This window comes from Sinomicrobium soli (genome assembly GCF_003285545.1).
Taxonomy (GTDB): domain Bacteria; phylum Bacteroidota; class Bacteroidia; order Flavobacteriales; family Flavobacteriaceae; genus Sinomicrobium.
Genome location: NZ_QLNV01000008.1, coordinates 185,253 through 198,706, shown reverse-complemented (window position 1 = coordinate 198,706; position 13,454 = coordinate 185,253). Strand labels below are relative to the sequence as shown.

General features: G+C 49.0%; 10 protein-coding genes. 8 read left to right on the top strand and 2 right to left on the bottom strand.

Going from position 1 to position 13,454, the window contains the following annotated elements:
- Positions 1-55 precede the first annotated feature (55 nt).
- The 5 genes from DN748_RS12400 (at position 56) to DN748_RS12380 (ending at position 6,192) form a co-directional block, all read left to right on the top strand.
- A complete protein-coding gene (locus DN748_RS12400; protein WP_112372142.1) occupies positions 56-622 on the top strand; it encodes an RNA polymerase sigma factor in 567 nt (188 codons plus the stop codon).
- A gap of 773 nt (positions 623-1,395) precedes the next feature.
- Positions 1,396-2,385: a FecR family protein gene (locus DN748_RS12395; RefSeq protein WP_112372141.1), complete on the top strand. Its 990-nt coding sequence runs from the start codon at positions 1,396-1,398 to the stop codon at positions 2,383-2,385.
- A 28-nt stretch (positions 2,386-2,413) separates the two neighbouring features.
- The gene (locus DN748_RS12390; RefSeq protein WP_112372140.1) at positions 2,414-5,017 is read left to right on the top strand and encodes a TonB-dependent receptor domain-containing protein; all 2,604 of its coding nucleotides are present in this window, start codon (positions 2,414-2,416) and stop codon (positions 5,015-5,017) included.
- A 96-nt stretch (positions 5,018-5,113) separates the two neighbouring features.
- Positions 5,114-5,926, top strand: coding sequence for a DUF4249 family protein (locus DN748_RS12385; protein ID WP_112372139.1), 813 nt, complete (start codon positions 5,114-5,116; stop codon positions 5,924-5,926).
- 32 nt (positions 5,927-5,958) lie between these two features.
- Complete coding sequence (locus DN748_RS12380) at positions 5,959-6,192, top strand: hypothetical protein (RefSeq protein WP_112372138.1); 234 nt, start codon at positions 5,959-5,961, stop codon at positions 6,190-6,192.
- A 79-nt stretch (positions 6,193-6,271) separates the two neighbouring features.
- Here DN748_RS12380 and DN748_RS12375 read toward each other — a convergent pair whose 3' ends face one another.
- The gene (locus DN748_RS12375) at positions 6,272-6,700 is read right to left on the bottom strand and encodes an FKBP-type peptidyl-prolyl cis-trans isomerase (protein ID WP_112372137.1); all 429 of its coding nucleotides are present in this window, start codon (positions 6,698-6,700) and stop codon (positions 6,272-6,274) included.
- 349 nt (positions 6,701-7,049) lie between these two features.
- On the opposite strand from DN748_RS12375, the gene DN748_RS12370 reads away from it, so the two are divergent.
- Positions 7,050-8,837 carry an AMP-dependent synthetase/ligase gene (locus DN748_RS12370; RefSeq protein ID WP_112372136.1) on the top strand — a complete coding sequence of 596 codons (1,788 nt, stop codon included), beginning with the start codon at positions 7,050-7,052 and terminating at the stop codon, positions 8,835-8,837.
- 62 nt (positions 8,838-8,899) lie between these two features.
- Here the strand turns inward: DN748_RS12370 and DN748_RS12365 are convergent, their stop codons facing one another.
- On the bottom strand, positions 8,900-10,237 hold the full coding sequence (locus DN748_RS12365; protein ID WP_112372135.1) for an alpha-L-fucosidase: 1,338 nt from the start codon (positions 10,235-10,237) through the stop codon (positions 8,900-8,902).
- A gap of 250 nt (positions 10,238-10,487) precedes the next feature.
- Here DN748_RS12365 and DN748_RS12360 point away from each other — a divergent pair, with 250 nt between their 5' ends.
- Both DN748_RS12360 and DN748_RS12355 read left to right on the top strand, forming a co-directional pair.
- The gene (locus DN748_RS12360) at positions 10,488-10,985 is read left to right on the top strand and encodes a MarR family winged helix-turn-helix transcriptional regulator (protein WP_112372134.1); all 498 of its coding nucleotides are present in this window, start codon (positions 10,488-10,490) and stop codon (positions 10,983-10,985) included.
- Positions 10,982-13,387 (top strand): 3-hydroxyacyl-CoA dehydrogenase/enoyl-CoA hydratase family protein, encoded by a 2,406-nt coding sequence (locus DN748_RS12355; RefSeq protein ID WP_112372133.1) that lies wholly within the window; start codon positions 10,982-10,984, stop codon positions 13,385-13,387. The genes DN748_RS12360 and DN748_RS12355 overlap by 4 nt, the downstream gene beginning before the upstream one ends.
- Positions 13,388-13,454: the final 67 nt, after the last annotated feature.

The following is a 13,454-nucleotide window of genomic DNA, read 5'->3' as shown; positions in this document are numbered from 1 at the left end:
CGTTAATACTTCCTGAACCATCCGGACAAGGTCGTCAAAATGCTTTCTCATTCCTATGGAACACGTATCAGACAGTATGCTGGCTCAGCAACTTTTGCAGGACAGTGAAAGTGCGTTTACCTTGTTGTACCAAAGATATACCGGTAAAATAAGGGGCTTCCTGCTCCGCCTGCGGCTGGACAAGCACAGCGACGACATCATCCAGGAAACGTTTATAACGATATGGAACAGGAGGCATACCATAGAACCCTCCGGCAATATCAGTGCCTACATCTTCACTATCGCCAAAAATCACGCCCTGAAATACCTGAAAGAAGAATGGCAGCTGCTGGCCGCCGACAGGAATATTACGGAAGAAGAGGATATCGAGGCCGTCCATGCCAGGGAAGCCATTCACAGGGCACTGGAAACCTCTATGGACAAGCTTCCGGAACGGGCCCGACAGGTATTGATACTCAAAAGAATAAAAGGATATTCTACCGAAGAGATAGCCCTTGAACTCGGGATCAGTAAAAGCACCGTGGAAAATCATATGAACCGTGCCCTGACCATACTCCGGGAAGAACTCTCCGGATTTTCTGCCATAGGGATAGTACTTCTGGGAATAAACGTATTCTCCTGATAAATAGTTATTAGTTATTAGTTCTTAGTTGTTAGTTGCTGTCAACGGAGGTGCCGGAGGTTCCTCCCCGACCGAAAAGGCCGGGACAGGCTCTGTCGTCGGAATGACAAGACCTCTGTCATTCTGATCGAAGCGCAGCGAAGGAAGAATCTCCCCCCGCGATCAAAGGAAATTTAACAGCATCACCGAAAGACCTGAGATTCCTCCTATCGTCGGAATGACAAGCCTCTGTCATTCTGATCGAAGCGCAGCGAAGGAAGAATCTCCCCCCGCGATCAAAGGAAATTTAACAGCATCACCGAAAGACCTGAGATTCCTCCTATCGTCGGAATGACAAGCCTCTGTCATTCTGATCGAAGCGCAGCGGAGGAAGAATCTCCCCCCGCGATCAAAGGAGCTTTAACAGCATAACGGAAGCGCCGGAGATTTAACTGCGTTGAGCCCTTCAGAGTTCTCCTTTTCCGATGTTCGGGACAGGCTGTCGGAATGAACTCCCAACCCCAACTTCGGACTTCCGACTCCCGACCATTTCGCCATTTACAAACTAACGATAAGTTATTCAGGCAGCAACTCAGTAATCAGTTACTCGGTTAATGGGTTATTGAGTTATTCAGGCAGCAACTCAGTAATCAGTTACTTGGTTAACGGGTTATTGAGTTATTCAGGCAGCAACTCAATAACTCAACAAAAGATTTAATATTTTTTTAACAAAACAAGACTGGGTGTTTTCTGCCCTGTCCGGCTATATCTGGCAAGAATAAACAGTATCGGACATGGACGAACTTCACCTGTTATGGCAAAAGCATCTCGACGGGACCTTATCTCCGGAAGAGGCGGATGTATTGCTCAAGGCCGTGCAAAGGCCGGAAAACGAACTGTGGTTTTCCCGGTTGCTGAAGGCCGAGTGGGAAAATGCCGTGCCGGATACCTCTTCGCCGGCATATAATTCCAGGGTACTGGAAAAGATCAGGAAAGGCGCCGGAATGGGCACGTCCCGCAAACCGGTCCGGAAAGCGTACCGTTTTGCCATTGCCGCCAGTATACTGGTTATGCTTACTGCGGGGCTCTCCTACTTTTTTATCTCCCATTACCACACTGAAAATTTTGTACGTATCGAGGTCGCCGAAGGAGAGCCTGAAAGCATTTTTCTGCTTCCGGACAGCTCCAGGGTAGCGCTCCGGGAAGCTTCGGTCCTGGAATACCGGGAAAATTTTATCACCGACAGGGAAATAAGGTTGCAGGGAGAGGCGTATTTCGAGGTAAAGCACGATACCCGGCATCCCTTTTACGTAAATTTCGACGGGAACAGGCTATTGGTTACCGGTACAAAATTCCTTGTAAGCTCTTTTAAAAAAGATACCGTATCGCGGGTGGATGTAGAGGAAGGAAGCGTAAGGGTCTATCATCATGAGAACAGTACAGACCTGGTTAAAAATACCAGGTTGCTCATAAACCGTAACAATGGCATGGCCAGGATAGAGCACCGTAAATTCAACGATACGAACGGGGAAATACCGCTGGACTTCCGGGGTGTTCCTCTCGAAAAGGTCATCGGGCGCATTCAGGAGCATTATCATGCCCGCATCCATACCGGCGCTATTCCGGAATCGGTCATGAAAACGCGCATTACCCTGACGTATCCCCGGCAGACCTCGTTCGGGGAGGCCATAGAAGGGATTACCGTGCTTCTTGAATTAAAGGCTGATTTTACTGATGAACATACCGTCGTACTGAAACCGCAGACCGGCGATGCGAAACACTAAACATCAATATATAAAACATCCAGTTCATATGAAATACCTGCTCAGGAGACCGTGTCTCTTTACCTTTATGCTTTTATGCCAGTACACCCTGCTGTTCGGGCAGGAGGAAAAAGTACGTATCGTACCGGGAAAGCTGTACGACATTATAAGACAAACGGAAGCGCAAACAGCGTATACCTTTGCGTACAATAACGGGGAAATTGACAATATAACAGACTCAGGAATAAACAGGGGTGCCTATACTCTTAAAGAGCTGCTTGAAGTAATCCGGAAAAAGCACGGACTTCAATGGGAGATCAAAAACGGTATCATATACCTGAAGCGCCGAAACCCGGGCAAGAGTACCAGGCTGAGCGGACAGGTTCTGGACGAGACCGGTACTCCGCTCCCCCAGGCTACCGTACTGGAACGCGGTACCCGGAACGGGGTGGTCACAGATATGAACGGGAATTTCAGCATAGCCGTTTCGCAGCCCGGGGCAGGGCTCGAAGTGTCCTATATGGGCTATAAGACCTCATACCCGGAAGCCGGTGACGGTTTCATGAAGATCCGTCTGGAACCGGATGCCGCCCTTCTCGATGAAGTGGTGGTGACCAGGAATCGCAGTATTACCGAGATCAGGAAACCGCAGATGAGTGTCAACAGGTTGTCGTCTGAAGAGATCAAACGTATCCCTGCGGTACTGGGGGAAACAGATCCGTTAAAAACCCTGTTGCAGCTTCCCGGGGTCACCAATGCCGGGGAAGCTTCCTCCGGGTTTAATGTCCGCGGAGGGGCTACCGACCAGAACCTGATACTACTGGACGGCGCTCCCATATTCAGTGACTCCCATTTACTGGGGTTCTTTTCCGTGTTCAATCCGGATATAGTACAGGAAATGGAACTCTACAAGGGAGGTATCCCGGCACGGTTCGGGGGCAGGGTATCCTCGGTACTGGACGTACACCAGAAAACCGGGAGTACCGATCGCTTCAGCATGAACGGCGGAATAGGCCTTATATCGAGCAGGCTGCTTGCAGAAGGGCCGTTCGACAACGGGAGGGGAACCTTCATGGTGGCAGGACGAAGCTCGTATGCCCACTTGTTCCTGAAACTTGCCGACAATGATAACAGCGGGTATTTCTATGATCTCAACACCAAGCTGAGCTATAAGTTCAACGACAACAACACCCTGTTCCTGTCCGGGTACTTCGGAAGGGATGTGTTTAAACTGAGCAGCAGTTTTTCCACCTCCTATGGCAACGCCATGCTGAACCTGAGGTGGAATCACCGTTTTTCGGGATCGCTTATGTCTGACCTGTCACTGATATACAGTGATTACAGCTTCGGGTTAGACTTGTCTTTCTACGATTTTTCATGGGACAACAGCATTGAGACCTATACGGTCAAATACGATCTCAACCAGCATATATCCGATAATTTCAGGCTTCGCTACGGAGCACATGCACAGTATTACGACTTTAACCCGGGAACGATAAAGCCCCGGGGTGAATCCAGTTTCAATTTCAGGCAACTGGAAAAAAAATACGCCCTGGAGCCCTCGGTATACGTCGAGGCAGAACACAAGCTCACCGACCAGTTGTCACTGAACTACGGGTTGCGGTACAGCATGTTTTACCGCTACGGACAGGAGGACATCAATACCTATGAAAACAATACTCCCGTGGTCTTCAACCCGGAACTCGGGATCTATGAAGACGCCCCGCCTACCGGCAGTACACATTACGGAAGCGGTGAAAAAATAGCGGATTTCGGCAATCTCGAACCCCGGGCAGGCTTATCTTATGCCTTTAACGGGGAAACCTCGGTGAAACTGAGCTACAACCGGATGGCGCAATACCTCCACCTGCTGTCCAACACCCTATCTCCCACCCCGGTCAATACGTGGACGCCCAGCGGCCCTTATATAGAACCACAGATACTGGACCAGGTAGCCCTGGGATATTTCAGGAACTTTAACAATGCGGCATATTCCCTGGAAACGGAAGTTTTTTACAAAAAGGTAAAAAACCGCATCGATTATGTAGACAATGCCGAACTCATTGCCAACGACCATCTCGAAACCGAAATACTGAAAGGAAGGGCAAGGTCGTACGGACTGGAAGTACTGCTGAAGAAGAATACCGGAAAACTCACCGGGTGGATATCCTATACCCTGTCCAGGGCAGAGCAGCAAACCCCCGGAAGAACCCCGCAGGAAACCGGGATAAACGACGGAGCGTGGTATCTTACTCCTTACGACAAGCTTCACAACCTCGCCATAACGGCAGGATATGAACTCAATGACAAATGGTCTCTCGGGGGAAATTTCACCTTTCAGAGCGGAAGACCGGTCACCTTTCCGGAAGGGCGATATGAAATAGGCGGCATCAGTGTTCCCGATTACCGGTCGCGAAACGACAGCAGGCTGCCTTCGTACCACCACCTCGATATTTCTGCCACCTATGTGCCCAAACCTCAGAAGAAAAAGGGATGGCAGGGCGAATGGGTATTCAGTATCTTTAACCTGTACGGACGTAAAAATGCCGCTTCCATCACTTTCCGGCCCAATGAGGATACCGGCTACAGCGAAGCGGCCCGCCTGTCTGTCTTCGGCCTGATACCCAGTGTAACCTATAATTTCAAATTTTAGCACCATGAAATGCCCATAACCAAATTTTTCGGGTACCAACCGAAATGATCATTGGGCATTCCATCTGACCTATGAAAAACAAATAAAAAAGAACAGATGAAAAAACTCAGATATATCTCCGTCCTCCTTCTGACCTTTGTACTGGCCTCCTGTGAGGATACCGTTAAAGTAGACCTGGATACCGCCGACCCCAGGCTGGTGATCGACGCCGGGATCGAATGGAAAAAGGGGACCACCGGAAAAGAGCAGACCGTCAGGCTCACTACGACTACCGATTACTATGACCGTGAACTTCCGCCCGTATCCGGGGCTATGGTATCTGTTGCGGCCGAAACCGGGGAAATCTTCGATTTTGAAGAAGACCCGGGTACCGGAATATACCGCTGTACGGATTTTGTTCCCGTCATCGGCACAAACTATACCCTTACCGTAGTCGTGGAAGGAGAAACCTACACGGCAACCGAGCAACTTGTCGCCGTACCCGAAATTACTGCGATGGAATATGCTGAAGATGCCGGGTTTCTCGGAGATGCCATTGAAGTCAGGGGATATTACCAGGACGACCCCGATACGGAAAACTACTATCTCACCGGTTTTTCGAGCCATGTATTGCCCTATGTAGAATACAGTGTCAATGACGATTCATTTACCCAGGGCAACCTGGTATACGATATTTTTACGCATGAAGACCTGGATACGGGGAGCGAGGTGACCATGAACCTGTATGGCATTTCAAAACGGTTTTACAATTATATGTCCCTGATTATCCAGTCGTCCGAAGGCAACCCTTTCGGGGTTCCTGCATCCAGTATAAAGGGAAACATCCTGAATACGACGAACGAGAATAATTATCCTTACGGATATTTCCGCCTGTCGGAGACTACGGACAGGTCGGTTACCGTAGAGTAGAACAACAAAAAGAAATACCGGAAATAAAAGCCATGTTCACACCCAAAACCGTAGAAATATATCGTACCGGCGTAACCGATGAGGTACTTGCCGAAAAATGTATATCCCTGCTATCGTCCCATTTTCCGGATGCCATCATTGATTTTGATCTTGAGGATACCGACAATATCCTCCGTATGGAATCCGTCGTCCCGATCAACACCGGTCGTATTGTGGAATTACTGGACACCATCGAGGTGCCCTGTGAACTGTACAGGGATAGATAAAAAACAAGAGGCCCGTTCCCGGGCCCCTGTTTTTTTATATGGAATGGGGAATATTTTTTTCCCCTTTCTGTCTGTTTTGTTACTTTATTTCCAGCAACTCCAGGTCAAAAGTAAGGTCCTGTCCCGCCAGCGGATGGTTGCCATCCAGTACTACATGGTCGTCGGCTACCTGTGCCACACGCAACTGGTATTCCGTTCCGTCCGGATTCCTGGCAACAAGGCCCATGCCCACTTCAGGAGTGATGTCGGAAGGCAGCTCCTCCCGCTTTACCTGGTGAAAAAGCTCCTCGCGTACCTCGCCGTAAGCATCTTCTTTGGGTATGGTTATGGTTTTCTTTTCATTAACCTCCATATCTACAAGCCCCTTCTCAAAACCGGGAATAAGACTTCCCTGCCCTAATTGTACTTCAAGAGGTTCCCGGTCTACCGAACTGTCAAAGACCTGTCCGTCATCCAGTTTTCCCGTGTAATGTACTCTTACCGTGTCGGTTGCTTTTACTTTAGTCATAAATAAATGTATCAGATTTGTATCTTGTTGAGCTACAAAGTTAAAATTTCTCCGCTACCTTCAAGAGGAATGAAAGGATAATTTGCTGATTTATAATTATTTTATGATTCTGTCACCCGGTTACCCGCCTATTAAAACAGTAAGTGGTTGAAAAGAAACCCGTAACCTGATCCTTCAATAACTGACAACCTGGTAACTGCGCTCCCCCTTTTTTCGGATTTATGTATCCCTGAGCCCGATATACTGTCATTTTTTAAAATGCTGCATTGATTTATATCCGCAATTTTCCTATTTTGCAGAAAGATATATTCCCTGTCTGCCCCGATACGGAATCAAAACCACAACGACAATGACAAACGTAACCCGTATTTTCGATATCCCTTATTATCAACTGGAAAAATACCGGCTGGAAGATGCCCTGGTCACAAAGCAGGACGGAGACTGGCATAAGACGTCGAGTAAGGACTATGTAGAACAGGCCTGTGCCATCAGCAGGGGGCTCTTGCGCATAGGGGTCGAAAAAGACACCAAGATCGCGGTAATATCTTCAAACAACAGGACGGAGTGGCATCTCCTGGATATCGGAGTACTGCAGACCGGTGCACAAACCGTACCTATCTATCCTACCATATCGGAAGAAGATTACGCATACGTTCTGGGCCACTCCGAAGCACAGTACTGTTTTGTTTCCGACGAAGAGGTCCTGGCCAAGGTAAATGCCATACGTTCCGGGTTACCTGCTTTTAAGGAGGTGTATTCCTTCGACAGGATCCCGGGAGTGAAGCACTGGACGGAAATACTGGAGCTGGGCAAAGACGACAGCAACCAGGACGAGGTGGAATCCCGTATGAAAGACATAAACCCCGAAGACCTCGCTACGCTGATCTATACCTCGGGAACCACCGGGAGGCCCAAAGGGGTCATGCTCTCGCACCGCAATATTGTTTCCAATGTGCTCAACAGTGCAGAGAGGGTCCCCCTGAATGAAGGAGATTCCAGGGCGCTGAGCTTTCTTCCCATCTGTCATATTTTCGAGAGAATGGTGGTATACCTGTACCAGTATTACGGGATTTCCGTATATTTTGCAGAGTCCATAGACAAGATGAGCGACAACCTGAAAGAAGTAAAACCCAACGTCATGACAGTGGTGCCGAGACTGCTGGAAAAAGTATACGACAAGATATACGCCAGGGGATCAGAACTTACGGGAGTCAAGAAAAAACTCTTTTTCTGGGCGCTCGGACTGGGCGAGAAATTCGAGCCCTACGGGGCAAACGGATGGTGGTATGAAACAAAACTCGGTATTGCCCGGAAACTGATATTCAGCAAATGGCAGGAAGGGCTCGGGGGGCAACTGGATATCATGGTATCGGGAAGTGCCGCCCTGCAACCGCGCCTGAGCCGGATATTTGCAGCCGCAGGCATCCCGGTCATGGAAGGTTACGGCCTTACCGAAACCTCTCCTGTAATTGCCGTAAACTGTCAGAAAAACAAGGGATGGAAAATAGGTACCGTAGGGAAGATGATCCCCGAAGTGGATGTGAAAATAGCCGGAGACGGAGAGATACTGTGTAAGGGCCCCAGCCTTATGATGGGATATTACAAGGACCCTGAGAAAACGGCAGCGGCCATGACAGACGGTTATTTCCATACCGGGGATATCGGGGAAATAGACAGCGAAGGGTTCCTGCGGATTACCGACCGCAAAAAGGAAATGTTCAAGACGTCCGGAGGAAAATACATCGCTCCCCAGATCATAGAGAATGAAATGAAACAGTCCCGCTTTATCGAACAGATCATGGTGATCGGGGAAGGGGAAAAACTGCCGGCGGCCTTTATTCAGCCGAACTTCGAATTCGTTCGCGAATGGGCGGCAAGGAAAAAGGTAGATGTAGGCAAGACCGATGAAGAACTGGTGCAAACCCCCGGGGTTATTGCCCGGTTCAAGGAAGAGGTCGCTTCACACAACAGCAAGTTCGGACACTGGGAACAGATCAAGAAATTCGAACTGACCCCCGATGTGTGGTCGGTGGAAAACGGGCAGCTCACTCCTACCCTTAAACTGAAACGGAGGGTCATCAAGGAACAATACAAGGATTTATACGATAAGATATACCGTCAACCGGATGAATCATAACCAAATATTATAGTTGTAGAGACGCAAAATATTGCGTCTCTACGGCACCACGAACATATCCCCTATTCCTCTTTGGGTCCGTATTTGTTAAACAGGTCTATCTCGCCGTCCAGCACTACCTTTAAAACGGTCAACGAAGGATCTGCCTCTTCCTCGGGCAAACTGATATAGGTTATCCCCGGGTAATCGGCCCAGTCAATGGCCCCCGTGGTATGATATTCCAGTCTGGTTCCGCTTCCTACCACGCTGATCTCCCTGATGTTGTTTTTTATCCCTTTCAGCACAAGGTTGTTTGCAGGTGTGCCAGAGGTAAACAGGAAGAGTGTTTTTCTGTCGGCAGACAAAGTGGTAGGCCCGTAAAAATAATGCAGGTCGATCCCTTTCCCGGTGCCGTACACAGCTTCGGCATGCTTGCCGGTCCACCGCCCCATTTCCTCCAGTATCGCTACCTGCTCTTCCGGGATCTCCCCGCTGGCCTTCGGACCGATATTCAGCAACAGGTTCCCGCCCATTCCGATCATGTCGGCAAAGATGCGAACGATCTCATCCGGGGTCTTATAGTCTGTGTCCGACGGCTGATACCCCCAGTTACCGTTCATGGTAAGGCAGAGTTCCCAGTACCTGGCGGGAGGATTAAAAACCGGAACGCCCTGTTCCGGGGTGGAATAATCCCCGTAACCCTGCAAACGGGAATTCAATATGGTTTCCGGATTATAGCGCAGCAGGAGGTTCCTGATCCCGGCAGCATCCCACTCTTCCGCACTGTGCTCCCAGTCACCGTCGAACCACCACAGATCGGGATTGAACCGCGAGGCGATCTCTTCTATCTGGCCGAACATATATTCTTTATACCGTTCCCACCTTTCGGGTTCCCTGGCAATGTCATACCGCTTTTTCTCTTTGGTAAATTCGTTATAGTCGTCATGAGACCAGTTCGAAAGGGAATAATACATACCCACCTTTAACTCTTCTTTTCGCAAGGCCGATACAAAAGGGGCGATCAGTTCCCGTTTTGCAGGGGTATCATGTACCACACTCAGCCCGCCTTTCCCGGTGTCCCATAAGGCCACCCCGTCGTGATGACGGGAAGTGAGTACGGCATATCCCGCTCCGCTCTTTTTGATGAGTTCCGCCCAGTACTCCGGGTCGTACCGGTTGGCCGTAAAACCGTCCAGTTGCTTCATATAATCTTTATGGGAGATCTTGTCGTTGTAAAAAGACCACGATTCGTCTACTCCGTCTACAGCGTATATTCCCCAATGTATGAATATCCCGAGCCTGGCATCGGAAAACCATTCCATTTTCTTTTCATTCGTAGTTTCCGACAACTTCTCGTTCCCCTGGCCGTATACCAATACGGCAAACAACATACATCCCAGTACAGTAACAGGTGTTTTCATACTTCTGCGTTTACCATTTAGTGTGTTCGAAAACAAATGTAAGCATTTTTTTTGATGCTCCGCTGGCCTGTGGTTTGACCGGGTTATTCCCGCAAAGAGCACCACCCATATCCGGACCGGCAATATCATTTTGTAAAATTAACTTCCTGAAACAAAAGAATATGATAGGACAGCAGGGATAAATTTAACATTCATTTTACTATGCATGCATAGTAAAATTTTGTATATTTGGGATATCAGACCATTTCAGATGAAAGAAAAGACCATTGATTACGCATTAAGAGCTACCTGGCAGGCTGTTGCCAGGATGTATAATGAAGAAGCGGGAAAATACGACACTACCATGGCCACGGGGTTCACACTATTGAGTATCGACAAGGAAAAGGGCACTCCTTCTACAGCACTCGGCCCGAAAATGGGCATGGAAGCCACCAGCCTTTCCCGTATTCTCAAGAATATGGAGACCAAGGGACTGATCGAACGCAGGCCCAATCCGGATGACGGGCGCAGTGTATTGATCTGCCTCACTCCTTTCGGGAGGGAAAAAAGGGAACTCTCCAAAATGGTGGTCCTCACCTTTAACGAAGTGATACACCAGAATGTTCCCGAGGAGAAACTCAACCACTTCTTTGAAGTTATAGACATTATCAACAGTCTTATCGTAGAAAAGAAAATATATCCTGTTACAGGAAACCGGATAAAACCGGTTTCTCATAAACAAAAACAACAAACCACTAAGAACACATGAAACGAAACATTAAAAAGGCAGCGGTCATAGGTTCCGGTATCATGGGCAGTGGCATTGCGTGCCATTTTGCCAATATCGGTGTCGAAGTACTCCTTCTGGATATCGTGCCCCGTGAGCTGACCGAAAAAGAACAGCAAAAGGGGCTTTCTCTTGAAGACAGCTCCGTGAGAAACCGCATCGTCAATGAACACCTGGCTACCGCACTTAAATCCAGCCCTTCCCCTATCTATCACAAAAAATTTGCAGACCGTATCACTACGGGTAACCTCGATGACGACCTGCACCGTATCGCCGATGCAGACTGGGTTATCGAGGTCGTTGTGGAAAGGCTGGATATCAAGAAACAGGTGTTCGAACAAATTGAACAACACCGCAGACCGGGTACGCTGGTGACCTCAAATACTTCGGGAATCCCCATCCATTTCATGAGCGAAGGCCGCAGCGAAGACTTCCGGAAACACTTCTGCGGCACACACTTTTTTAATCCGGCACGATACCTCAGGCTCTTCGAGATCATACCCGGACCGGACACCTCCCAGGAAGTTCTGGATTTTCTCAACGGCTATGGCGAGAAATTCCTCGGCAAGACTTCGGTCGTAGCCAAAGATACTCCTGCTTTTATAGGAAACCGGGTAGGGATTTTCGGGATTATGAGCCTTTTCCATCAGGTGAAAGCAATGGGGCTTACCATAGAAGAAGTAGATAAACTCACAGGCCCTGTAATCGGGCGCCCGAAATCAGCTACCTTCCGTACGGTAGATGTTGTAGGGCTCGATACCCTGGTTCATGTAGCCAACGGCCTGTATGAAAATTGTCCCGACGACGAAGCCCACGAGTTGTTTAAACTTCCGGATTTCATCGGTACCATGATGGAAAACAAGTGGCTGGGAAGCAAAACGGGACAGGGCTTTTACAAAAAGGTAAAAGGGGAAGACGGGAAAAGCAATATTCTTTCCCTCGACCTGGATACCCTGGAATACCGTCCTCAGAAAAAAGCTTCTTTCGACACCCTGGAGCTTACCAAAAGTATAGACCGCCCCATTGACCGCTTTAAAGTGCTGGTGGGCGGAAAAGACAAGGCCGGCGAGTTTTACCGGAAGAACTTTTCTGCCATGTTTGCCTACGTCTCCCACCGCATCCCGGAAATTACCGATGACCTTTACAAAATTGACGACGCCATGAAGGCCGGGTTCGGGTGGGAGAACGGACCCTTTGAGATATGGGATGCCATAGGCGTAAAACAGGGACTGGAAATGATGCAGGCCGAAGGGGAAAAACCGGCAGCATGGGTAGAAGAAATGCTCAGTAAGGGCAGTGACACTTTCTATACGGTAAAAGAGGGAAACACCTGTTATTACGACATTCCGTCCGGATCGCAGGTCAAGGTGCCCGGACAGGATGCCTTTATCATCCTGAACAATATCCGCGAAAGCAAAAAAGTGTGGAGCAACAGCGATGCCATCGTCGAAGATCTCGGAGACGGTATCCTCAACCTGGAATTCCGTTCCAAAATGAATACGATAGGCGGAGAAGTGCTGCAGGGGATCAATAAAGCCATCGACCTGGCGGAAAAGGAGTATGCCGGACTGGTGATCGGCAACCAGGCGGCCAACTTCTCGGTAGGTGCCAATATCGGGATGATATTCATGATGGCTGTGGAACAGGAATACGACGAACTCAACATGGCCATAAAAATGTTCCAGGATACCATGATGCGCGTGCGTTACTCCTCCATTCCCGTGGTGGTGGCCCCGCACGGCATGACCCTGGGTGGCGGCTGCGAAATGAGCATGCATGCCGACAAGGTGGTGGCAGCAGCCGAAACCTATATCGGGCTGGTGGAATTTGGTGTGGGGGTCATTCCCGGTGGGGGCGGTTCCAAGGAAATGACGCTGAGGGCCTCCGATACCTTTAAGAAAGATGATGTGGAACTCAATGCCCTGCGGGAATACTTCCTGACTATAGGGACCGCAAAAGTATCGACCTCTGCCTACGAAGCGTATGACCTCGGTATACTCCAAAAAGGAAAAGACATTATCGTCGTGAACAAGGACCGCCAGATTGCCGAAGCCAAAAAACACGCCGTACTCCTGGCAGAAGCAGGCTATACCCAACCCATTAGGAGAAAAGATATCAAGGTGCTCGGAAAGCAGGCACTCGGCCCATTCCTCGTGGGTACCGACAGCATGTATGCAGGCAAATACATTTCGGAACACGATAAAAAAATCGCGAATAAACTGGCTTACGTCATGGCCGGCGGAGATCTTTCCGAAGCTTCGCCCGTCAGCGAACAATACCTGCTGGATCTCGAAAGGGAAGCCTTCCTGTCGCTCTGTACGGAACGGAAAACCCTCGAAAGAATACAGCATATGTTAAAGACGGGGAAGCCGTTGAGGAATTAATTATAGAATTGAGTAGTGAGAATTGAGTAGTGAGAATTGAGTAGTGAGAATTGAGTAGTGAGAATTG

Bases quoted from the DNA above. Each gene is read 5' to 3' on its own strand.
- DN748_RS12400 (WP_112372142.1), top strand. From the start codon at position 56: ATGGAACACGTATCAGACAGTATGCTGGCTCAGCAACTTTTGCAGGAC.
- DN748_RS12395 (WP_112372141.1), top strand. From the start codon at position 1,396: ATGGACGAACTTCACCTGTTATGGCAAAAGCATCTCGACGGGACCTTA.
- DN748_RS12390 (WP_112372140.1), top strand. From the start codon at position 2,414: ATGAAATACCTGCTCAGGAGACCGTGTCTCTTTACCTTTATGCTTTTA.
- DN748_RS12385 (WP_112372139.1), top strand. From the start codon at position 5,114: ATGAAAAAACTCAGATATATCTCCGTCCTCCTTCTGACCTTTGTACTG.
- DN748_RS12380 (WP_112372138.1), top strand. From the start codon at position 5,959: ATGTTCACACCCAAAACCGTAGAAATATATCGTACCGGCGTAACCGAT.
- DN748_RS12375 (WP_112372137.1), bottom strand. From the start codon at position 6,700: ATGACTAAAGTAAAAGCAACCGACACGGTAAGAGTACATTACACGGGA.
- DN748_RS12370 (WP_112372136.1), top strand. From the start codon at position 7,050: ATGACAAACGTAACCCGTATTTTCGATATCCCTTATTATCAACTGGAA.
- DN748_RS12365 (WP_112372135.1), bottom strand. From the start codon at position 10,237: ATGAAAACACCTGTTACTGTACTGGGATGTATGTTGTTTGCCGTATTG.
- DN748_RS12360 (WP_112372134.1), top strand. From the start codon at position 10,488: ATGAAAGAAAAGACCATTGATTACGCATTAAGAGCTACCTGGCAGGCT.
- DN748_RS12355 (WP_112372133.1), top strand. From the start codon at position 10,982: ATGAAACGAAACATTAAAAAGGCAGCGGTCATAGGTTCCGGTATCATG.